This window comes from Mycoplasmopsis maculosa (assembly GCF_900660665.1).
In the GTDB taxonomy this organism is placed as follows: domain Bacteria; phylum Bacillota_I; class Bacilli_A; order Mycoplasmatales; family Metamycoplasmataceae; genus Mycoplasmopsis; species Mycoplasmopsis maculosa.
The window spans coordinates 15,889-37,792 of sequence record NZ_LR215037.1 but is presented as its reverse complement, the minus strand read 5'-3'; the positions used below and the strand labels follow the sequence as shown (position 1 = coordinate 37,792).

At 31.9% G+C, this 21,904-nt stretch carries 29 protein-coding genes and 2 rRNA genes; 1 reads left to right on the top strand and 30 read right to left on the bottom strand.

Features of this window, described 5'->3' with window-relative positions; genetic code table 4:
* Window positions 1-12 precede the first annotated feature (12 nt).
* From rpsK to EXC47_RS00180, 11 genes are all read right to left on the bottom strand, one after another.
* Window positions 13-402: a 30S ribosomal protein S11 gene (gene rpsK / locus EXC47_RS00230; protein WP_129645985.1), complete on the bottom strand. Its 390-nt coding sequence runs from the start codon at window positions 400-402 to the stop codon at window positions 13-15.
* Between the two features lie 13 nt (window positions 403-415).
* Complete coding sequence (gene rpsM, locus EXC47_RS00225; RefSeq protein ID WP_129645983.1) at window positions 416-784, bottom strand: 30S ribosomal protein S13; 369 nt, start codon at window positions 782-784, stop codon at window positions 416-418.
* Window positions 785-794: 10 nt separating this feature from the next.
* Window positions 795-908 carry a 50S ribosomal protein L36 gene (rpmJ, locus tag EXC47_RS00220; protein ID WP_129645981.1) on the bottom strand — a complete coding sequence of 38 codons (114 nt, stop codon included), beginning with the start codon at window positions 906-908 and terminating at the stop codon, window positions 795-797.
* A 14-nt stretch (window positions 909-922) separates the two neighbouring features.
* Complete coding sequence (infA, locus tag EXC47_RS00215; RefSeq protein ID WP_129645979.1) at window positions 923-1,138, bottom strand: translation initiation factor IF-1; 216 nt, start codon at window positions 1,136-1,138, stop codon at window positions 923-925.
* A complete protein-coding gene (gene map / locus EXC47_RS00210; protein ID WP_129645977.1) occupies window positions 1,139-1,888 on the bottom strand; it encodes a type I methionyl aminopeptidase in 750 nt (249 codons plus the stop codon). It lies immediately after the preceding gene.
* Between the two features lie 64 nt (window positions 1,889-1,952).
* Window positions 1,953-2,606, bottom strand: coding sequence for an adenylate kinase family protein (locus EXC47_RS00205; protein WP_129645975.1), 654 nt, complete (start codon window positions 2,604-2,606; stop codon window positions 1,953-1,955).
* A complete protein-coding gene (gene secY, locus EXC47_RS00200; RefSeq protein ID WP_129645973.1) occupies window positions 2,600-4,081 on the bottom strand; it encodes a preprotein translocase subunit SecY in 1,482 nt (493 codons plus the stop codon). Before secY ends, EXC47_RS00205 begins: the two co-directional genes overlap by 7 nt.
* A gap of 159 nt (window positions 4,082-4,240) precedes the next feature.
* The gene (locus tag EXC47_RS00195) at window positions 4,241-4,726 is read right to left on the bottom strand and encodes a hypothetical protein (protein WP_129645971.1); all 486 of its coding nucleotides are present in this window, start codon (window positions 4,724-4,726) and stop codon (window positions 4,241-4,243) included.
* A gap of 1 nt (window position 4,727) precedes the next feature.
* Window positions 4,728-6,476, bottom strand: coding sequence for a DUF262 domain-containing protein (locus EXC47_RS00190; RefSeq protein ID WP_165255909.1), 1,749 nt, complete (start codon window positions 6,474-6,476; stop codon window positions 4,728-4,730).
* Between the two features lie 184 nt (window positions 6,477-6,660).
* A 23S ribosomal RNA gene (locus tag EXC47_RS00185) occupies window positions 6,661-9,542 on the bottom strand.
* A gap of 312 nt (window positions 9,543-9,854) precedes the next feature.
* Window positions 9,855-11,370: ribosomal RNA gene (locus EXC47_RS00180) — 16S ribosomal RNA — on the bottom strand.
* The 16S and 23S rRNA genes sit together here, the layout of an rRNA operon.
* 293 nt (window positions 11,371-11,663) lie before the next feature.
* On the opposite strand from EXC47_RS00180, the gene EXC47_RS00175 reads away from it, so the two are divergent.
* Window positions 11,664-12,650: a histidine phosphatase family protein gene (locus EXC47_RS00175; RefSeq protein WP_129645967.1), complete on the top strand. Its 987-nt coding sequence runs from the start codon at window positions 11,664-11,666 to the stop codon at window positions 12,648-12,650.
* A gap of 54 nt (window positions 12,651-12,704) precedes the next feature.
* Here EXC47_RS00175 and rplO read toward each other — a convergent pair whose 3' ends face one another.
* The 19 genes from rplO to rplC form a co-directional block, all read right to left on the bottom strand.
* Window positions 12,705-13,139, bottom strand: coding sequence for a 50S ribosomal protein L15 (gene rplO / locus EXC47_RS00170; protein WP_129645965.1), 435 nt, complete (start codon window positions 13,137-13,139; stop codon window positions 12,705-12,707).
* 32 nt (window positions 13,140-13,171) lie between these two features.
* A complete protein-coding gene (gene rpsE / locus EXC47_RS00165; RefSeq protein ID WP_408634255.1) occupies window positions 13,172-13,831 on the bottom strand; it encodes a 30S ribosomal protein S5 in 660 nt (219 codons plus the stop codon).
* Window position 13,832: 1 nt separating this feature from the next.
* On the bottom strand, window positions 13,833-14,189 hold the full coding sequence (gene rplR, locus EXC47_RS00160) for a 50S ribosomal protein L18 (protein WP_129645963.1): 357 nt from the start codon (window positions 14,187-14,189) through the stop codon (window positions 13,833-13,835).
* A gap of 24 nt (window positions 14,190-14,213) precedes the next feature.
* Entirely contained in the window at window positions 14,214-14,753 is a 540-nt protein-coding gene (gene rplF, locus EXC47_RS00155) for a 50S ribosomal protein L6 (RefSeq protein ID WP_129645961.1), read from the bottom strand.
* Between the two features lie 10 nt (window positions 14,754-14,763).
* Window positions 14,764-15,159 (bottom strand): 30S ribosomal protein S8, encoded by a 396-nt coding sequence (gene rpsH / locus EXC47_RS00150; RefSeq protein WP_129645959.1) that lies wholly within the window; start codon window positions 15,157-15,159, stop codon window positions 14,764-14,766.
* Window positions 15,160-15,161: 2 nt separating this feature from the next.
* Window positions 15,162-15,347 carry a type Z 30S ribosomal protein S14 gene (locus tag EXC47_RS00145; RefSeq protein WP_129645957.1) on the bottom strand — a complete coding sequence of 62 codons (186 nt, stop codon included), beginning with the start codon at window positions 15,345-15,347 and terminating at the stop codon, window positions 15,162-15,164.
* Window positions 15,348-15,349: 2 nt separating this feature from the next.
* Window positions 15,350-15,895, bottom strand: coding sequence for a 50S ribosomal protein L5 (gene rplE, locus EXC47_RS00140; RefSeq protein ID WP_129645955.1), 546 nt, complete (start codon window positions 15,893-15,895; stop codon window positions 15,350-15,352).
* A gap of 2 nt (window positions 15,896-15,897) precedes the next feature.
* Window positions 15,898-16,227, bottom strand: coding sequence for a 50S ribosomal protein L24 (rplX, locus tag EXC47_RS00135; protein ID WP_129645953.1), 330 nt, complete (start codon window positions 16,225-16,227; stop codon window positions 15,898-15,900).
* A gap of 13 nt (window positions 16,228-16,240) precedes the next feature.
* Window positions 16,241-16,609 carry a 50S ribosomal protein L14 gene (rplN, locus tag EXC47_RS00130; RefSeq protein WP_129645951.1) on the bottom strand — a complete coding sequence of 123 codons (369 nt, stop codon included), beginning with the start codon at window positions 16,607-16,609 and terminating at the stop codon, window positions 16,241-16,243.
* A gap of 2 nt (window positions 16,610-16,611) precedes the next feature.
* Window positions 16,612-16,878, bottom strand: coding sequence for a 30S ribosomal protein S17 (gene rpsQ, locus EXC47_RS00125; protein ID WP_129645949.1), 267 nt, complete (start codon window positions 16,876-16,878; stop codon window positions 16,612-16,614).
* Entirely contained in the window at window positions 16,878-17,078 is a 201-nt protein-coding gene (gene rpmC / locus EXC47_RS00120; RefSeq protein WP_129645947.1) for a 50S ribosomal protein L29, read from the bottom strand. Before rpmC ends, rpsQ begins: the two co-directional genes overlap by 1 nt.
* Window positions 17,078-17,503: a 50S ribosomal protein L16 gene (gene rplP, locus EXC47_RS00115; protein WP_129645945.1), complete on the bottom strand. Its 426-nt coding sequence runs from the start codon at window positions 17,501-17,503 to the stop codon at window positions 17,078-17,080. The genes rpmC and rplP overlap by 1 nt, the downstream gene beginning before the upstream one ends.
* Window positions 17,481-18,155, bottom strand: coding sequence for a 30S ribosomal protein S3 (gene rpsC, locus EXC47_RS00110; RefSeq protein WP_129645943.1), 675 nt, complete (start codon window positions 18,153-18,155; stop codon window positions 17,481-17,483). The genes rplP and rpsC overlap by 23 nt, the downstream gene beginning before the upstream one ends.
* A 1-nt stretch (window position 18,156) precedes the next feature.
* Entirely contained in the window at window positions 18,157-18,498 is a 342-nt protein-coding gene (rplV, locus tag EXC47_RS00105; protein ID WP_318024550.1) for a 50S ribosomal protein L22, read from the bottom strand.
* A complete protein-coding gene (rpsS, locus tag EXC47_RS00100) occupies window positions 18,498-18,773 on the bottom strand; it encodes a 30S ribosomal protein S19 (protein ID WP_129645939.1) in 276 nt (91 codons plus the stop codon). The genes rplV and rpsS overlap by 1 nt, the downstream gene beginning before the upstream one ends.
* Window positions 18,773-19,624: a 50S ribosomal protein L2 gene (rplB, locus tag EXC47_RS00095; RefSeq protein WP_129645937.1), complete on the bottom strand. Its 852-nt coding sequence runs from the start codon at window positions 19,622-19,624 to the stop codon at window positions 18,773-18,775. Before rplB ends, rpsS begins: the two co-directional genes overlap by 1 nt.
* Window positions 19,625-19,692: 68 nt before the next feature.
* Window positions 19,693-20,118 carry a 50S ribosomal protein L23 gene (rplW, locus tag EXC47_RS00090; RefSeq protein WP_129645935.1) on the bottom strand — a complete coding sequence of 142 codons (426 nt, stop codon included), beginning with the start codon at window positions 20,116-20,118 and terminating at the stop codon, window positions 19,693-19,695.
* Window positions 20,118-21,080: a 50S ribosomal protein L4 gene (rplD, locus tag EXC47_RS00085; RefSeq protein WP_129645933.1), complete on the bottom strand. Its 963-nt coding sequence runs from the start codon at window positions 21,078-21,080 to the stop codon at window positions 20,118-20,120. Before rplD ends, rplW begins: the two co-directional genes overlap by 1 nt.
* On the bottom strand, window positions 21,080-21,880 hold the full coding sequence (rplC, locus tag EXC47_RS00080) for a 50S ribosomal protein L3 (protein WP_129645931.1): 801 nt from the start codon (window positions 21,878-21,880) through the stop codon (window positions 21,080-21,082). The genes rplD and rplC overlap by 1 nt, the downstream gene beginning before the upstream one ends.
* Window positions 21,881-21,904: the final 24 nt, after the last annotated feature.

The window sequence follows — 21,904 nt, the reverse complement described above, 5'->3', positions numbered from 1 at the left end:
TAACACTCCTTCTTATGATCTTGCTTTTTCACGTTTAAGAACACGTTTTGGTGGTCTTGTACCATTGTGAGGTGTAGGTGTAACATCTTTAATTTCAGTAACTGTAATTCCTGAAACTTCAATTTGTTTACGAGCTGCATCTTTACCAGCACCTAATCCTTTTAATTCAACACGAACACTTTTAATTCCGTGTTCTTTAGCTGCTTCACTAGCTGCTTGAGCTGCTAAACCAGCTGCATAAGGTGTTTTTTTCTTTGTACCTTTGTAACCAATAGCACCAGATGAACTTCATGCAATAACATTCCCTAATTCATCAGCAAAAGTAACAATTGTGTTTTGGTTAGTTGAGTGAATGTGGGCAACACCATTTGTAATATTTTTTCTCTTAATTTTTTTAGCCATTATTTACTCCTAACTATTTAGATTTTTTACCTGCAACAGTTTTTCTAGGACCTTTTCTTGTACGAGCATTACTTTGTGTACTTTGTCCTCTAACTGGTAAACCTTTACGGTGTCTAATTCCACGGTAGCATTTAATTTCCATTAAACGTTTAATGTTTAATTGAACTTCTCTACGTAAATCACCTTCTGTTTGATAATCTTTTGCAATTTCACGAATTTTACTTAATTGTTCTTCTGATAAATCTTTAACTCTGATATTTTCATCAATATTTGCTTTTTTACAAATTTCTTGTGCTGTTGTTAAACCAATACCATAAATGTATGTTAATGAAATAACTACACGTTTATTGTTTGGTATTTCAATATTTAAAATTCTAGCCATTTATATATTCCTATCCTTGTCTTTGTTTATGTTTTGGTATTTGACAAATAACTCTGATAATTCCTTTACGTTTAATAATTCTACAATCCTTGCACATTCTTTTTACACTTGCTCTAACTTTCATAGTTAACTCCTTAATTATTTATGACGGTATGTAATACGTCCTAATTGTAAATTATAAGGACTTAATTCAACGTCAACCTCATCGCCTGGTAAAATACGAATATGATTTACACGCATTTTTCCAGAAATATGAGCTTTAATAACCATGCCGTTTTCTAATTCTACTGAATATTCATCAGAAGAATAAGCTTCTTTGACAACGGCTTTCATCTTAATAGCATCTTTTGCCATCTAGATTCCTTTCGTAAGTACAATACCTTTTCCATTTTTAATTAAAACTGTGTGTTCATAATGAGATGTATTTTTTCCATCTCTAGAAACTACTGTTCATTTATCTTTTAGAACCTTAACTTTTGGGCTATCTTGCAAAATCATTGGTTCAATACAAATAACCATACCATCTTTCAATAGTGGTCCGGTTCCTGCTTTTCCATCATTGTAAACATATGGGTCTTCATGTAATTCTTTACCTATGCCATGTCCACAATATTCAATTGGTGTGTATAAATTATTTTCGCGAATCACTTTTCCAATAGCTGCACTAATATCACCTACTCTAGCTCCAGGTTTAATAGCTTTTAAACCTGCTTCAAAACTTCTTTTAGCAACATCGATTATCAATTTATCAGTTTCAGATATATTTCCTACACCTTTTGTAAAAGCACTATCGCTTTTGTATCCTTTATAATCACATCCTAGATCTATTTTGACAATATCTCCATTTTTGATTATGTAATTACTTGGTATACCATGGATTAATTCTTGATTAACAGAGATGCATGCTGTAGCTGGAAAACCATATAAACCTTTAAAAGCTGGTTTTGCACCTCTTTTTATTATTTCATTAAAAGCGATTAAATCCAATTCTTTTAATGAAATACCTGGTCTTATAAAATCATATAAGACAGCCTTGACTTCCGCCAGGATAGAACAACTTTTACTAATTAATTCTATTTCTCTTTCACTTTTAATAGTTATCATAATTAGTTCTTTCTATTTTATCATATTTTAGTTATTTTTTTAATAAATAAAGCAACAAAAGAAGTTATTTTACAATGACTTCTTTTATAATTTGTTTTGCTATATCTTCAGGTGTGCCAGATGCGTCAAATATATTAATTTTTTCTTTATAATATGCAAATAAAGGTTCTGTTTGATTTTTATAAATAGCTTGTCTGTTTTTTATATTTTCAATAGAATCATCTGCTCTTGTTATTAGTAATTCGTCGTCTTTTTCGCATCTATCACCTTTTGCACTTGGCATAAATTCAATATGATAACTTGATTTACATTTTGGGCAACTTCTTCTACCACTTAATCTTTTTAAAATTAGTTCTTCTGGAGCATATAACTCAACAATAGCATATTCAAATCCATCTATATTATCAAGAAATTGACCTTGAGCTATAGTTCTTGGATATCCATCTAAAATAACACCTAAGTTTTCTTTTTGTAGAGATTTAATTTTCTTAAGTACAATTTCATTTGTTATTTCATCAGGCACATAACCACCACTTTCAACAATTTGTGTTACTTTTAGTCCTAAATCACTTTTTGAAGCAATTTCTTCTCTAAAAATATTTCCTGTTGATAAATGAATTAATCCAGTTTCTTCAGCAATTATAGCAGCTACTGTACCCTTACCTACACCAGGAGGACCCATAAAAACTATGTTTCTTTTTGCTTTATTGTCTATCATAATAAACCATCCTCATTTGAATTATTTGTTTTACTATTGAATTTATTTTCAAAAATATCAGCTTTTTTACTTTCAGCTATACGTTCTGATACCATTCTAGAAATACGTTTTTGTTTAGATAATTTTGCAGTCTTACGACGAACCATATATTGTTGTATAGTTTCGAGCGCTACACTTACTAAAATCATCATCCCTGTTCCTCCAAAAGCTATAACTGCAGGAACATTTAAAGTAATAATCATTAAATATTGGAAAGAAACCATTAAAACTAAATAGAAAGCACTAAAAGTTGAAAGACGTAATATAATTCCTACTAAATAATTTTCTGTGTCTTCGCCAGGGTTAATTCCAGGTATAAATGTTGAATTTTTCGCAAAATCTTCACTAATTTTATCTACTTTTGATTGTTGTAGACCCATTATATATGAAAAAAAGAAAGTAAATAAAACTAATAAACTTAAACCTAATGGTTTATCAAAACCTAAATAACTTTCTATTCAAACTCTAACAGAATTTCCTCATGGTAAAACTCTAGAAATTAAAACAGGTAGTGATAAAAATAATGAAGCGAAAATCATAGGCATAACACCGGAAGGATTTAACTTGATAGGTAATTTACCCATTTCACTAATTTTTTTACTTCTTCCAGCTCCTATTTGTTGAATAGGTACATGTCTTTCAGCATTATAAACAACCGCTATTAAAAAAATTAAAGCTAAATAAACAATTAAGTAAGTTAAAAATTTTAAAACACCTATTATTATGCTTGAATTATCTAAATTTGTAACATAATATGTAAATGCACTTTGAAATTGTTGTGGCAATTGAAAAGCGATACCTACAAAAATAATTAAAGAAGTACCATTACCTATTCCTTTATTTGTTATTTCTTCTGAAATAAATAAAGCAAATAAAGAGCCACCCACTAATATCAATGGTAATAGAAAATAAGTCACTAAATTTTCATTCATACCATATGTCTCAATTTGTATAAAAGGACTACCACCTTGGTTTATAGGTCTAGTCAAAGCTAATGTTAATGTCAATGCTTGAGGTATAGCTATAATAACGGTTAATATTCTAGTTATTATATTTATCTTTTTACGACCTTCAGGACCTGCTTGTGTTAATTTATAAATAGGTGGAAATATTTTAGTCTGTAACAGCGACATTATCAAACTAGCATTAATAAAAGGACTTATACCAATAGCAACAAGTGAAAATTGTCTAAGGCCTCCACCGCCTATTAAATTAAGAGTACCTAAAAAAGTATCATCATTAATAACATTAGGATTATCTATTCTTACAAAAGGTGATTTAATTGATGTACAAACTAAATAAATACAAATTAAGAAAATTGTAATAAAGAATTTTTTCAATAAATCATGATTAGTTCAAAATTCTTTTGATTTATTACTAAATTTTTGAAAGAAAATTCTCGTTTTCTGCCCAAAATCCTTAAAAATATTTTTCATTATTAACCCTTCGTATTTTTATTAATTTCGTATTATTAAAATATATTTATATTATATAATAATATACTATTTTTGTCACTAATTTAATAATAGATAAAATTAACAATAAAAAAATCATTTGCTAATTTAAAAACAAATGATTTTTTAAAAATAAATATTTTATTGATTTAAAATAATTTCATTTATAGTCTCATTAATTTTTTCTAATTCTTTTTCATTTTTTGTTTTTTTAAGCAATATTGATAATTCTTCTTGTTTTTCTTTGTCGTATATTTTTTCAATTTTTTCTGATAAAACTGCTTTTTTTGATATAAGTTTCTTTAAATTTTTATAATATAATCCTGAAAAAATTATACCTATGAAAAGTACAAGTGGGCCAAGTGGGCCAAAAAATGTACCGATAGATAAAAGTATTCAAAATTTTTTCTCTTTTATTGTTAATACAAGAGAAAAAACAAAAGATAAAATATGAGTTATTATTCCTATTGTTAAACAAATAGTAATAAAAATAGAATTAATTTGCATATTTATTGAATCTCCATTTTTTTCCATACTAAGCATTAATGAAACAATATACATTGCTTCTGAAGTAAGAAATAATAATACTATAATAGTTAATAGAAATACTATAATGTTTTTTTTCATTTTATTTCTCCTCTAAATTGTTGTATTCTTTATTTCAGGTTTGAAATAAATTAAAAATTTCTTCTATTAATAATTTATTTCTTTTTTCAATATCGTCGATTCCTCAATAAATTTTATTATTATGCGCCATAATGAATAATTGAACTATTTTAATATTTGATTTTTTATATTCTTCTAATTTCTTTTTTAAAAATTTGTCGCCTGATAAAATATTAGCTTTTTTCTCTAATGGAATTTTATTACCTATTTGTTCAATTTTTTTATAAATAAATTCTTTATCTTCGTTTGATTCATATATTTTTTCTCAATTTCTAGGTAATATATGTTCTATTTCTCATTTTTCTGGTAATAATGATTTTTCATCATTTTGATTGTATGAAATTAATTTTAGAATCATTTTTACGATATTAGGATGAGGTTCTAATATTTCATTTTTTAGTGTTTCATCATTTATTTTTCTTTTTAAGTCAATTTTTGGCTTCATTCTGGTAATAGAATCAGCATTTACTTGTAAAATTCCGTTTTTAATACCATTTATAGAAGGTATTTCAATATATTTTATTATTAATGAAGTAATCATCTTTTTAAGAAAGAAATCAAAATAATAAATAAAGTTATCTTTTTGATAATGTGATAAATAATAATTAATTACTGGATATTTTCAAAATTCATTAGGATAGGATTTTATAATATCTATTTTTTGAATAATACTAATATTTTGACTCCATTCTTGATCTTCAATAGTATTTCTTTTATTAACAACACCCATAAAATCATTTATTTTTGACAATTGATCTAAAAGCTCATTAGGTCTTTCAATAACTATTGAACCTTCTTTTTTTAAAAAATAATCTCTTGTCTTGGGAGTTGTTGAAGAAGTGTCATTATCTAATGATCTTAAATAGAACATATAATAAGTAAATATTTTTTGCATTGTTTCGTTATTTTCATTTATTTGTAATTCTAATAATTTTCATTTGTTAATAAATTCATCTTTTTCTTTTTCATTTTTAATTTTCGAATATATTGTAGCCTTAAAAATATCTGAATCAGATAATTGTAAACCTCTATTATTTAGGGTTGAAAATATATTTAAAGCAGTATTAAAATTATTCAATTCTATACTTAAAATTATAACTTTTTCAATCATAAATCTATAAAAATTTATAATACCAGTTGTTAACTCCTTTGATTTTTCTTCTATAAAATCTAAAATAATTCTGTAATTTGTTGAATAATTATCTTTTAATTTTTCATTAAATAAACCAGTTGTTAAAATTTGTTCAAAAATAATTTTATTTTTATCATTTATTACTTTTGAATAAAGTTTAAATTTAGAATAATCTGGATTATATGATAAAGTTTCTTGCTGTCATAAAATAGTTTCTAATTTTTGTTTTAAAATAGTAACATCTCTATTGTTATTATCTCTATTTTCTTCTAATTTTGAATATATAGCTCTTATTAATAACGATATAGTTGTTATTCTTTGTTGACCATCAATTATTTCATATTCACTGTTAGTATTTTTAAAAATAACAATATTTCCTAAAAAATAAGGATCGTAATTATTATTTTCATTATTTAAATTGTAATACTCTCATAAATCATTGAGTAATGTTATTATTTCATCTTCTTTTCAATTATAAGGTCTTTGATAATCAGGGATCAAAAAATACGATTTTCCTAATCCTTCAAATAAATTAAGAATATTTTTATTATCAGCGTAAATCTTTTTTTCACTAGTCATTTTTCTCCTTTCTTTTATTAAATCAAAAAAAAAAAAAAAAACAAGCATTTAGTACAACTTTTAATGCTTGTATTTAGATTTATCTTTAAAAAATAAAAAAAGCCCACTTGGGCATGTTCTCTGAAAACTGAATAGTAATGATATACCTATGTTTCATTGAAATGTCTTATAATAACACATCAATACTTTTAAACCTATCAATTTATTAGTACTGGTCAGCTCAACACATTACTGTGCTTACACATCCAGCCTATCAACCTCATAGTCTATAAGGAATTTCAAGGGAATACTTATCTCTGAGGAGGCTTCCCACTTAGATGCTTTCAGCGGTTATCCTTTCCGTACTTAGCTACCCAGCTATGCTCCTGGCGGAACAACTGGAACACCAGCGGTACGTCCACTCCGGTCCTCTCGTACTAAGAGCGGCTCTCATCAATATTCCAACGCCCACATCAGATAGGGACCAAACTGTCTCACGACGTTTTGAACCCAGCTCGCGTACCGCTTTAATTGGCGAACAGCCAAACCCTTGGAACCGACTCCAGCTCCAGGATGCGATGAGCCGACATCGAGGTGCCAAACCTTGCCGTCGATGTGATCTCTTGGGCAAGATAAGCCTGTTATCCCCAGGGTAACTTTTATCCGTTGAGCGACTGCCATTCCACAATGTACAGCCGGATCACTAAGTCCTGCTTTCGCACCTGCTCGACTTGTAAGTCTCACAGTCAAGCACACTTCTACCTTTGCGCTCTGCATACGGTTTCTGACCGTATTGAGTGTACCTTTGAACGCCTCCGTTACTCTTTAGGAGGCGACCGCCCCAGTCAAACTACCCTCCACGCACTGTCCCCCCACCTGATTATGATGGCAGGTTAGAAACTCAACATAACAAGGGTGGTATTTCAAGGATGACTCCTCTAGAACTGGCGTCCTAGTCTCATAGTCTCCCACCTATCCTACACATGTTAGGCCAAATTTCAATACGAAGATGTAGTAAAGCTCCATGGGGTCTTTTCGTCTTGATGCGGGTACCCAGCGTTTTCACTGGGACCATAATTTCACCGAGTCTAGTGTTGAGACAGTTGAGAGATCATTGCGCCTTTCGTGCAGGTCAGTATTTAGCCGACAAGGAATTTCGCTACCTTAGGACCGTTATAGTTACGGCCGCCGTTCACCCGGGCTTCATTTCAACGCTTCGCATAAGCTAACGCATCCACTTAACCTTCGGGCACTGGGCAGGCTTCACCCCCTATACATCACCTTGCGGTTTAGCAGAGAGCTGTGTTTTTGATAAACAGTTGCCCCTCATAATTTACTGTGACCCATATTGCTATGGGTGCCCCTTCTTGCGAACTTACGGGGTCATTTTGCAGAGTTCCTTAACACTAGTTTTCTCGCTCGCCTTAGAATACTCATCTTGGGGACGTGTGTCCGTTCTCGGTACAGGTTTCCATAAATTTAAAGTTTAGAAGCTTTTCTTGGAAGCATGAAATCATCTAATTCAGCTTGCGCCTATGCATCACTCCTCCCAGTTATAGATTGCGGATTTGCCTACAATCACCAGTAGAAGTTTACCCCTAAATCCAATAATAGGTAAAACTATCCTTCTCCGTCACTCCATCACATTTATAGAAAGTACAGGAATATTAACCTGTTGTCCATCGACTACGCTTTTCAGCCTCGCCTTAGGCCCTGACTAACCCTGGGTGGACGAACCTTGCCCAGGAAACCTTCCCCAATAGGCGTCGTAGATTCTCACTACGAATCGTTACTCATACCGGCATTCTCACTTCTTAGCGCTCCACCAGTCCTCACGGTCTGACTTCGTTGCTCTAAGAACGCTCCTCTAACGTACTTTCGTACCCGTGGCTTCGGTATAGTGTTTAACTCCCGTTAAATTATTGGCGCAAGACCTCTTGACTAGTGAGCTATTACGCACTCTTTAAAAGATGGCTGCTTCTGAGCCAACTTCCTAGTTGTTTATGAAATCTCACAACCTTTCTGACTTAACACTATTTTGGGACCTTAGCCGACGATCTGGGTTGTTGCCCTCGCGAGCCGGGACGTTAGCACCCCGGTTCCGACTGCATGATAATACATAATGGTATTCGGAGTTTGATTATATTCAGTACCTCTAGGCGAGGCCATCACATATTCAGTGCTCTACCACCAAAACTTAACATCACACGCTAGCCCTAAAGCTATTTCGAGGAGAACCAGCTATCTCCAAGTTCGATTGGAATTTCTCCGCTATTCACAAGTCATCCGGGCACTTTTCAGCGTACTACGGTTCGGCCCTCCACTTGGGGTTAACCAAGCTTCAGCCTGCTCATGAATAGGTCACATGGTTTCGGGTGTACTTCAACATACTAATTCGCCCTATTAAGACTCGATTTCTCTACGGCTCCGCTTTTTTCCGCTTAACCTCGCATGTTAAAGTAACTCGCCGGTCCATACTGCAAGATGTACGCCATCAGCCATTAATGGCCTCTGACTAATTGTAAGTAAGTGGTTTCAGAATCTATTTCACTCCCCTCTCGGGGTTCTTTTCACCTTTCCCTCACGGTACTAGTTCACTATCGGTGTCTGATTAGTATTTAGCCTTACCGGGTGGTCCCGGCAGATTCAGACAGGGTTTCACGTGCCCCGCCCTACTCAGGATACAGTCAAGAGATTTAATGATTTCGCGTACAGGGGTATCACCTTCTGTGCCGCTTTTTCCCAAAAGCTTCTGCTATCATTAAATTTTGTAACTCTATGTAGACTGTCCTACAACCCCACTAAATGTGGTTTGGGCTCTTTCTCGTTCGCTCGCCGCTACTGAAGAAATCATTATTTATTTTCTTTTCCTCATGCTACTAAGATGTTTCAGTTCACATGGTGTCTCACATTATTTCCTATGTATTCAGAAATAAGCAACTAGACATTACTCTAGCTAGGTTTCCCCATTCGGAAATCCCCGTTTCAATGCGCATTTCCAGCTCCACGAGGCTTATCGCAGGTAATCACGTCCTTCATCGACTTTCAGACCCAAGGCATCCACCACAAACTCTTACTTATTTAAAAGTATATTTGTATTTTCCTATTGATTGTTACAGATGTGTATTTTAAGACATTTCAATGAATCATATTTAAATGATTACTCGATGAATCAAAACAAATTAACCAAATTAATTTATTTAGATGTCGTTGTAAATATCAAAAAATTTACTATTCAGTTTTCAAAGAACAAATGAGAGATATTCTCTCAAAACTAGATATAAGACTTCGACCTTGTAAAAAGCCACATGACATAAATATATATTGTAATAACAGGTCTGATTTTTTAAGTAGGTTAGATACTAATTAATTTTCTAATTAGTCTTTTGTACTCCGTAGAAAGGAGGTAATCCATCCCCACGTTCTCGTAGGGATACCTTGTTACGACTTAACCCCAGTCACCAGTCCTGCCTTAGGCAGTTTCTTTATAAACCGACTTCGGGCATTACCAGCTCCCATGGTTTGACGGGCGGTGTGTACAAGACCCGAGAACGTATTCACCGTAGCGTAGCTGATCTACGATTACTAGCGATTCCAACTTCATGAAGTCGAGTTGCAGACTTCAATCCGAACTGAGAACAGTTTTTTGAGGTTTGCTTGATGTCACCATTTTGCTTCTCTTTGTACTGTCCATTGTAGCACGTGTGTAGCCCCACTCGTAAGAGGCATGATGATTTGACGTCGTCCCCACCTTCCTCCGGATTACTCCGGCAGTCTCCTTAGAGTCCTCAACTTAATGGTAGTAACTAAGGATAAGGGTTGCGCTCGTTGCAGGACTTAACCGAACATCTCACGACACGAGCTGACGACAACCATGCACCATCTGTCATTCTGTTAACCTCCACTATATCTCTATAGCTTTGCAGAAGATGTCAAGAGTGGGTAAGGTTCTACGCGTATCTTCAAATTAAACCACATGCTCCACCGCTTGTGCGGATCCCCGTCAATTCCTTTAAGTTTTATTCTTGCGAACGTACTACTCAGGCGGATCATTTAATGCGTTAGCTGCGCCGACGAATTCTCCATCAGCTAATGATCATCGTTTAGGGCGTGGACTACCAGGGTATCTAATCCTGTTTGCTCCCCACGCTTTCGTCTCTCAGTGTCAGTGTATGCCCAGTTAGCCGCCTTCGCCATAATGGTGTTCTTCCTTATATCTACGCATTTCACCGCTTCACAAGGAATTCCGCTAACCTCTACATAACTCTAGTCTGCCAGTATCCAACGCGGTTTGGGGTTGAGCCCCAAAATTTGACGCCAGACTTAACAAACAACCTACAGACGCTTTACGCCCAATAATTTCGGATAACGCTTGCAACCTATGTATTACCGCGGCTGCTGGCACATAGTTAGCCGTTGCTTTCTAATAAGGTACCGTCAAGGTAACTTCATTTCCTAAGTTACTTTTTCTTCCCTTACCACAGCAGTTTACAATCCATAGGACCTTCATCCTGCACGCTGTGTCGCTCCATCAAGCTTTCGCTCATTGTGGAATATTCCCTACTGCTGCCTCCCGTAGGAGTCTGGGCCGTATCTCAGTCCCAGTGTGGCGGTTCAGTCTCTCAACCCCGCTAAACATCATCGCCTTGGTGGGCCGTTACCTCACCAACTAGCTAATGTTGCGCACCCCGATCTTTCAGCGGAGCTTTAAAGGCTCCTTTTATATTAGTTTCATGCGAAACTAATAAGTATTTGGTATTATCCAACGTTTCCGTTAGCTATCCCAATCTAAAAGGTACGTTGAGTACGTGTTACTCACCCATTCGCCGCTAAGGTATTGCTACCTTCGCTCGACATGCATGTATTAGGCACACAGCCAGCGTTCATCCTGAGCCAGGATCAAACTCTCGAAAAAATTGACTGTCATGTTTATATATCTAGTTTTCAAAGAACATCTGCTAAATAAATAGCTCAATTATTATATAACAATTTTTTTATAAAAAGAAATATTTTTTTATTTTTTTAAACTTGTTATATTCACCTACAAAAATTAATAAACAAATCATGTTATTTTTAATTAGGTGATATAAGAATAATAATATATTTTTAAATAAAAAAAAGAAAATTATTTATTTTTTTGCACAATATAATTTTTTGTTAAAAAAAGTACTTATAATAATATATATAAATAAATTAGGAGTACTTAATATGAAAAAAATAATATTTAGTAGACATGGAATAAGATATCCTTTTTTTACTAAAGAAAGAAGTATAAAAGCATTTAACAAGGATCTTATGCAATGAGAATATAAAAATCCTGAACTTGTTTTATTAACAGAAAAATGTGAAAGAGCAGAATTTGCTTTTGGACAATTTTTACGAAATTATTTAAATTTAAGTGGAAGAGAAAGTTTTATAGCTAAAGCAAATAGTACATATAGAACTTTTGAAACTGCACAATTACTATCTTTAGGTTTGTTTCCGCATATAAAAAATAATGTAATTGTAAGTGATGAAAACTTAAAAAGTGAAGATCCTTATTTTTCATTAAACTATACTGATAAAAAATACATAAACAGTAATATATTAGCAGATATTGATTTAAAAAATAAAGAATTATATTCTTTGGTTGAAGAAAGATTTAATTTAGAAAAAGGAATATTATTAAATAAAAAAACAGAATTTAATATTATTGAAGGATTAGAAAGAAATTATCCAACTGGGCCTTTAGGTATTTGTTCAACTTTTAGCGATCTATTGCAAGTTAAATATTTTTTAAATTTTGATACAGATAAAATAATTCCTAATAGTAAAAATTTTTTAAACGATCTTAAAATTATTTCAAAAGCAAAAGACCAAATAATTGATTTAGTTTATGCAAATAAAAAATTATTAGAAGAAAGTGAAAAAAATGTTATTAAATTATTAAAAAATGAATTTAACAATGATAAAGAATTAACTTTACTTGTTGGTCATGATACAAATATAGCAAGTATTTTATCTTATTTAGAAATAGAATTAGATTCTAATAGAGATGTTATAGAGAAATATCCTATAGGTTCTAAATTGATTTTTAATATTAGAGATAATAAAACTTTTGATTTAGAATATACTTATTTTAAATATGAAGATATTAGAAATAATAAGTTTGATAATCCTGTTATTTTATCTTTAGGAAAAAATTTAAAACTTTAAAAAAATAAGCACATTGAAAGTGCTTATTTTTTTTATCTCAATTTTATTATATTATTATAAAGTTTCGAATTTTCCACCATTTGCTTCAATAGCATCAATAGCTGTTTTTGAAGCAGCATGTAGAGTTACATTTAATTTTTTAGTTAATTTACCGTTTCCTAATAATTTAACTGGTTTATTTCTTTTGATTAGATTAGCTGCAAATAATGACTCAACATTAATTGTGTCGTTTGTTTTAAAAGTTGCTTCTAAATCTGCTAAATTAATAACTTGATATTCAACATGGTTAACATTTGTAAATCCACGTTTACCGATTCTTCTGAATCAAGGTGTCTGACCACCTTCAAATCCTAATCTGTGTCCGTGACGTTTATTTTGACCTGATTGACCTTTACCAGCTTGTTTACCTTTACCAGCTGCGTGTCCACGACCAACACGGTGTTTTTCTTTACGAGAACCTGGTGTTGATTTTAATTCATGTAATTGCATATTAATGTCTCCTTAAAATATTTTAAATTAAATTATCCTAAAAGATCTTTAACATCTTTATCACGAATTGAAGCAATTTCTTCAGGTTTTCTTAAAGCTAATAAAGCTTTTAAAGTAGCTCTAACAATATTAGCTTTTGAACGTGAACCATATGTTTTTGTATAAATATCTGTATAACCAGCTAATTCAACAACAGCACGAACTGTACTTGAAGCAACAATACCTTTACCTTTTGGTGCAGGTTTCAACATAACACGTGAAGCTAAAAATTTAGCGTGAATTTCGTGAGGAACTGTAATTTTATTTTGAATTGGAACTGTAATAAGGTGATTTTTAGCATCTTTAACTGCTTTTTTGATAGCATCTGGAACTTCATTTGCTTTACCATGTCCAAATCCTACATGACCTTTTTTATCACCAACTACAACAAATGCTGCAAATGAGAATCTACGTCCACCTTTAACAACTTTTGTAACACGGCTAATTGTAACAACTTTTTCTGTAAAATCGTTATTTTGTTCGCCAAATTGACCACGACGATCTCTTGACTCTTTTCTGTCTGCTTTACGAGTTGGTTTTGTTCCTTGAGTTTTTTTCTCTCAAATTTGTTCTTTATTATTTTTAATAACTTTTTTAGGAGCTGCAACTTCTTTTGTAGCAGCAGCGCTTTCTTTTTTCATTTCTTCTGCCATATTAGAATTTAACTCCTTTAGCATGTTCTCTTACTGCTTCTGCGAAAGCTTTAACACGTCCATGATATACGTAACCTGAACGGTCAAATACTAATTCAGTAATTTTTAATTTTGAGATCTTTTCACCCATTAATTTTCCTAATTCTGCTGCAGCTGCAACAGAACCTTTGTATTTTCCTTCTTCTAATGTTGAAACACTAGCTAAAGTTCTTCCTGTTGTATCATCAATTAATTGTGCATAAAAGTTTTGAAGTGATTTGAAAACTGATAAACGTGGTTTATTAGCTGTTCCGCTAATTTTTTGACGTTCACGTAAGTGTTTAACTTTACGTGCTTCGTTACGAGATAATTTTGCCATAACTTATAATCCTTTCCTAACCAACTACTTAGAAGCAGTTTTTCCTTCTTTACGACGGATAACTTCATCTTTATATGCAATACCTTTACCTGAATAAGGATTTGGTTTTCTTACTTGACGAACAACTGCAGCAAATTGACCAACTAATTCATTGTTAATACCTGTAACTGTCATTTCTGTAGCTTTAGGTAATTCAACTTTAACACCAGCTGGAATATCTATATAAACTAAATGTGAGTACCCAGCAGCTATTTCTACTTGTGTACCTTTTAATGTCATTTTGTAACCAACACCTTTGATTACTAATTCTTTTTTGAAACCTTTTGAAACACCTTGAATCATGTTTCCTATCACAGCATTTGTTGTACCGTGTAATTGTTTTGTATGTTTTTCTTCATTGGCACGAATTGTTGTTACTTGATTGTTTTCAATTTTTATTGAAACAAGTGGACTGAATTCTCTTTCAAGTGTTCCTAATGGACCTTGAACAGTTAGTAATGTACCGTTAAGTGTTAAAGTAACACCTGCAGGAATTGATAAAACTCTATTTCCAACACGAGACATTATCTACCTCCTATCAAATGTAGGCCATAACTTCACCACCTACATTTTCCTTACGTGCTTGTTTTTCAGTCATAATGCCTTTTGAAGTTGAGATAATAGCTGTACCATAACCAGATAATACTGTTGGTAAGTTTGAGGCTTGTGCATATACTTTTAAACCTGGTTTTGAAACACGTTTGATATCAATAATAGCTGATTGATTACCTTTGTATTTTAAAGCCACTTCAAGAACTTTATTTTTGCCTTCGCCTTTTGGAGTAACACTAGCAATATAGCCCTCTGCTAAAAAGATGTCTAAAATTTTTGCCTTTTTATTTGAATAAGGAATAGATACAGTTTTGAATTTTCTTTGGTTAGCGTTTTTTATTCTAACAATCATATCTGAAATTGGGTCTGTAATAAACATAATTATCAACTCGCTTTCTTCATGCCAGGAATTTTTCCTTCATTAGCTAAATTACGGAAACAAATACGGCATACTTTGTATTTTCTTAAAACTGCATGTGGACGACCACATAATTCACAACGTGTATAAGCTCTTGTTGAGAATTTAGGGTGTTTCTTTTGTTTTGCTTTTAATGAAACTTTAGCCATAATTATTTTTCTCCTTTTGCAAAAGGCATACCAATTAATTCTAATAATGTTTTAGCTTCTGCATCACTATTTGCTATTGTTATTAATTGAACATCAAGTCCTTTAATTCTACGAATTTTATCAAACTCTATTTCTGGGAAAATAATTAATTCTTTTACTCCTAAAGAATAATTCCCTCTACCATCAAATGCTTTTGGATTCGCACCACGGAAGTCACGAATACGAGGCATTGCAACGTTAATTAATTTTTCTAAAAAGTCTCACATTCTATCTCTTCTAAGAGTTACTTTTCCACCCATAGGCATACCTTCACGTAATTTTCATGAAGCATTTGACTTTCTAGCTTTTGTTTTAAAAGGTTCTTGACCTGTAATTTGTCTTAATTCTGATAATACTTCTTCAATAGCTTTTGAATTTGTTACTTCTTTACCAGCTGTCATATTGATAATAATTTTTTCTAATTTTGGAACTTGCATCACTGATTTATAGTTATATTTGCTTTTTAATGCAGGTACAACTTGATTTAAATATTTATCTTTTAAACTCATAATTACATTTCCTTCTTAGTTTTACGTAATACACGTACTTTTTTATTATCTTTATCTAACTTATATCCAATTTTTGAATAAACAGCAGGTGAATTTTTTGTTGCTTTTTTAACTAAAATTGAAAGATTTGAAACATGAATAGGTGCTTCGTGTTTTTTAATTGAACCTTCTGAATTTCCTTGTGAAGGTTTAACGTGTTTTGTTACTACATTAATATCTTTAACAATAGCTGTATTTGTTTTAACATCTGTTCTAACAATTCTACCAGTTTTACCTTTGTGGCTTCCTGATATAACAACTACTTCATCATTTTTCTTAAATTTAATTTTCATATATACCTCAAAACTATAACACTTCAGGTGCTAATGAAACAATTTTTAAGTAACCTTTATCACGTAATTCACGAGCAACTGGACCGAATACACGAGTTCCTCTCATTGATTTATCATCTTTGATAAGAACAACTGCATTATCATCAAAACGAATGTAAGAACCATTATCACGGTGAATACCATAAACTGATCTTACAATAACAGCTTTAACAACTTGACCTTCTTTAACTAAACCATTAGGTAAAGCTTTTTTAACAGAACAAACAATAACATCACCAATATTAGCAGTTTTTTTACGTGAACCACCAAGTACTCTAATTAAACCAACTTCTTTAGCACCAGAGTTATCAGCTACATTTAATTTAGATAGTTCTAAAACCATAACTAATTTTCTCCTTCAATTGCATGTTGTTTAATTGAAACTAAACGGAAATGTTTTGTTTTAGATAATGGACGAGTTTCCATAATTAAAACAATGTCATTTACTTTAGCAATATTATTTTCATCATGAACAGCGAATTTCTTAATAACTCTATAACGTTTTGAATATAAGTTATGTGATCTGTAGCTTTCAACTTCAACTGTGATAGTTTTATCACCACGAGCTCTAAGAACACGACCTGTTAATGTTTTACGTGTATTTCTTTCCATTATTTAGCTCCTTGTAATTCTCTGTTTTTTAATTCTGTTAAGCATTTTGCTATATCTTTTCTAATAGCTTTAATTTTGTGTGATTGGTCTAATGATCCTGTAGCGTTTCTAAATCTTAATGTTCATAATTCCGCTTTTAAATCAACGATTAATTTTTGAAGTTCATCAACTGATTTTACTTTAATATCTTTGTAAAGCATTATTGTTGACCTCCTTCATTTTTAGCAACAATTTTTCATGAAACTGGTAATTTGTGACCACCTAATCTTAAGGCATCACGTGCTATTTCTTCGCTAACACCTGAAACTTCAAACATCATTGTGTTAACTTTTACAGCTGTATATCATTTATCTGGTGAACCTTTACCTGAACCCATACGTACACCGATAGGTTTAGATGTTTTTGCAAAATGAGGGAAGATTCTAATAAAAACTTGTCCTTCACGACCCATTCTACGAGTAATAGCAATACGTGCTGATTCGATTTGACGAGCATCTACTCATGCTGATGTAACAGCTTGTAAACCGAATTCACCAAAAGCTACTGTATTACCTTTGTGAGCTTTTCTTTTGTCATGTTTTTGAACAAAAGGTTTTCTATATTTAGTTCTTTTTGGTTGAAGCATTATTATTTCCTCCTTCCAAAATTTCACCTTTAGAAATTCATACTTTGACACCAATAGCGCCATAAATTGTTCTAGCTGTAGCTCTTGCAAAATCAACATCTTGTCTTAATGTGTGTAATCTCATTTCACCACGGCTATAACCTTCTGCACGAGCCATATCAACACCATTTAAACGTCCTGATACTTGAGTTTTAATACCTTTTGCCCCTGCTTTTAAAGCTTCGTTAATTACATATTTTTGAGCTATACGGAAGCTTTCACGATTTTCTAATTTAATCGCAACTGCTTCTGCTGCTAAACGAGCGTTAAGTTCTGGTTGTTTAAGTAAAACAACTTGTAAATTAATATCAATATTTTTATTTTTTAGGAATTTGTGAAGATCTTTGTTTATTGATTCTAAATTTGAACCATTTTCACCTAATAATTTAGCTGGAACAGCTGAATGAATGAAAACAGTTATTTTTCCATTTTGTGTTCTTTTAATTTCTACCAAACCAATTTGGTATTTTCTCACTAATTTATCAAAAAAGTTGTTAATTCTTGCATCTGTAACAATATTGTTACCATATTCTTTTTTATCAGCGTATCAAACAGCTGATTGAGCTTTTGTAACTCCGTAACGGAATCCATTTGGATTAACTTTTTGTCCCATATTAGTTTCTTTCCTCTAATGTAATTGATAAATGTGATGTTCTTTTAAAAATTGAATAAGCTCTACCTTGTGAGTGAGGTTGAAATCTCTTAAGTGTTGGTCCTTCATTAACTAAAACTTCTTTAACAAATAATTTTGAAGCGTCCATTGAATGGTTGTTTGTTGCATTAGCAATTGCTGAGTTTAATAATTTAATAAATAATTCAGATGATTTTTTATTTGTGTTTTGTAAAATACCTAAAGCAACTTTAACATCTTTGCCTCTAAATAAATCAGCAACTAGACGTGCTTTACGAGCAGATACTCTTTGTACTTTAACATGTGCTTTTGCTTGTTGAGCCATTATTTTTTACCTTTATCTGCACCATGACCAGAATATGTTCTAGTAGGAGCAAATTCACCTAATTTGTGACCAACCATATCATCTGTAACATAAACATCAATAAATTGACGACCATTGTGAACTTGGAATGTTAAACCAATAAAACTTGGGAAAATTGTTGAACGTCTTGATCAAGTTTTAATAGGTTTTTTAGGAGCTTGTCCTTCTACAATAGCATCTACTTTTTTAAGTAAACTTGCATCTGCAAATGGACCTTTTTTAAGACTACGAGCCATTATTTAGCATCCTTTCTTCTTCTTAAAATTAATTTATTTGAAGATTTTTTAGTTTTTCTAGTTTTAACACCAAGAGCTTTTTTACCTCAAGGAGTAAGAGGAGCTTTACGACCAACTGGTTGTTTACCTTCACCACCACCGTGTGGGTGATCGATTGGGTTCATTACTGAACCACGAACTGTTGGACGAACACCAAGGAATCTGTTTCTACCTGCTTTTCCTAAATTAACAAGTAAATGTTCTTCGTTTCCTACTGAACCAATTGTTGCACGACAACGTGCTAATATTCTACGTGTTTCACCTGATTTTAGACGTAAAACAACGTATTTACCATCTTCATCTTTACCTAAAATTTGTGCTGATGTTCCTGCTGATCTAGCAATAATACCACCACCACCTGGTTGCATTTCAATATTATGTATTATTGTACCTTCAGGAATATATGTTAATGGTAATGCATTCCCTACTAAAATATCGATTGAATTATCGCTACCTGAAATAACTGTTTGACCAACTTTAATACCTTCAGGTGCTAAAATATATCTTTTTTCTCCATCTGCATATGCTAATAAACAAATATTTGCTGATCTATTTGGATCATATTCAATTGTTTTAACAATAGCAGGAATGTTATCTTTGTTACGTTTGAAGTCAATTAATCTATAAAATCTCTTAACACGACCACCTTGGTGTCTAACTGTGATTTTACCTTGGTTATTACGACCTGAATTTTTCTTTAAAATAACCATTAAAGATTTTTCAGGTTTATGACCACTAAGGTTTGCACTGTAGTCAAGAGATGACATATTACGACGACCATTTGTAACTGGCTTAAAATGTTTAATTGCCATCTTTATTCTCCTTGCTTAAAAATAGTTGAGGAATTTTTTCTTTTAAGCAAAATTAAATCCTCTCTTTATTATTTATTTTCTTTTTTAGCAGCTTTTTTAGCAGCTATTTTTTCTGCTACTGCACTTTCTTTTTCAGAAACTTCTTTTTTAGCAGCTTCTTTTTTAGCAGCTTTAGCTTCTGCTTTTGCAGCTTCTTGCTTAGCATTAGCTTCTTCTTGTGGATAATAATTAATTGTATTTCCTTCAGCTAATAATACAACTGCTTTTTTATAACGGTTTTTAAAACCTGCAAAACGACCAAGTCTTTTTGGTTTTTTATCAATTTTACTTGTGTTTACTCTTAAAACTTTAACGTTAAAAATAAATTCAACTGCTTCTTTTATTTGAAATTTGTTTGCTGCTCAATCAACTTCGAATGTATAAACATTTTGACTTAATTGTTCGTTAGTTTTTTCAGTAATAATAGGTCTACGAATAACACGTGTTAATTCCATTATTTTAATCTCCCTTCGAAGTTTTTAAGTCCTTCTTCTGATAATACAAGCACATCAGCTCATACTAATTTTTCAATTGAAACTGAATTTGGTTTAACAGCAATAACGTTTTTTAAGTTTGCAACTGATTTGTATAAAGTTTCATCTGTTGTAACTATTAAAATGTGTTTTAAATCTTTAATTTTTAATTCTTCTAATTTTGCAACTGCAGCTTTAGTTGAAATTGATTCTAATTTCATATCATCAAGAATCACTTGATTATTTCTTGCTAATAGTGTTAAAGCTGAAACAAATGCTGCAAAACGAACTTTTTTGTTTACTTTTAAAGTGTAATTACGTTCTGGTGTTGGACCAAACGCTCTACCACCACCTACTCAAATTGGTGATCTTGTTGAACCTGCACGCGCTCTACCTGTACCTTTTTGTCTTCATGGTTTTTTACCACCACCTCTAACTTCTGCACGACTTTTAACATCATGTGTACCTTGACGTAATGATGCTCTTTCTGACATAATTGTGTCAAAAATTGCTTGTTCATAAATTTTTTCTGAATCGAATAATACAGGGTTTAAAGAAAGTTTTTTAGCTTTAGGAGCTTCTTTCTTAATTGGAGCTTCTTTAGCTTCTTCTTTTTTAACTTGAGTTTTTTTCACAACTTCTTTTACTTTTGTTTCAGTTTTTGGTTTTGAAGTTTCTTTTTTAACTTCTACTTTAGCTGCTGCTGGTTTAGGTGGTTTAACAGGAGCTTCAATTTTTTGAACTTCATTTTCTGGAAAATCGAAAACATAAGTTTTTTCAAATTTATCGTCAGCTATTTTTTCTGTTTTTGTAACTAGTTTATTAACTTTTTTAGTTGTCATAACTGTTTTAACTGTTCTTTTAGTTGTTGTTTGTGTGTTTGAAGCAGCATCTGTTGTTGTTTCAACTGTTGTAGATGATTTTTTAAGTTCTTTATCAGACATTATTTATCTCCTTCAGCAGCTTCTGCTTCAGCTTTTAGAATAAGAGGTTCTAATTCACTTGAATGCATTCCCACTGTTACTTCAATATTGTATTTTTTAGCTTTTTCAATTAATTCATTCATTTTAACAACTTCTTTAACATCAACTAGTGTTATAGCTTCTTTTGATGGTAATCCTTTAACAGCTTCTTTAATTGTTAAATAAGAATTTTTAGCGCCAGGAACTGAGCCTTTAACTAAAAGATAATTATTTGTTACATCAACTTTAACGATTTCTAAATTTTGAACTGTTGTTTTAACAGCTCCTAAATGACCTGGCATTGTCATTCCTTTGAAAACACGGTTACCACTAATGTCCCCTAAAGAACCTGTTTGTCTAACTGGTTGGCTACCACCACCACCACCGTGTGATTTAGGACCAATGTGTTGGTTTCATCTTTTAATTGTACCAGCAAAACCTTTACCTTTTGATGTTCCTGTAATATCTACAAGTTCACCTGCTTTAAAAATTTCTGCTGTAATTGTTTGACCTAATTCATAGCCATTCATGCCACGAATTTCTTTAATGTATTGCTTAGGTGTTGTTTTAGCTTGTTCAAATTGACCTTTTTGAGGTTTGTTTGTTCTACTTTCCTTTTTTTCACCAGTAGCTAATTGTGTAGCAACATAGCCATTAGTTTCAATTGAAAGTAATTTTGTAACAACATTTGGTTTAACTTCAATAACTGTTACAGGGATTCTTTTACCGAATTCTGAATAGATTTGAGTCATCCCAATCTTACGTCCTAAGATTCCTTTCATTTCATCTCCTTGATTTTTTTATGA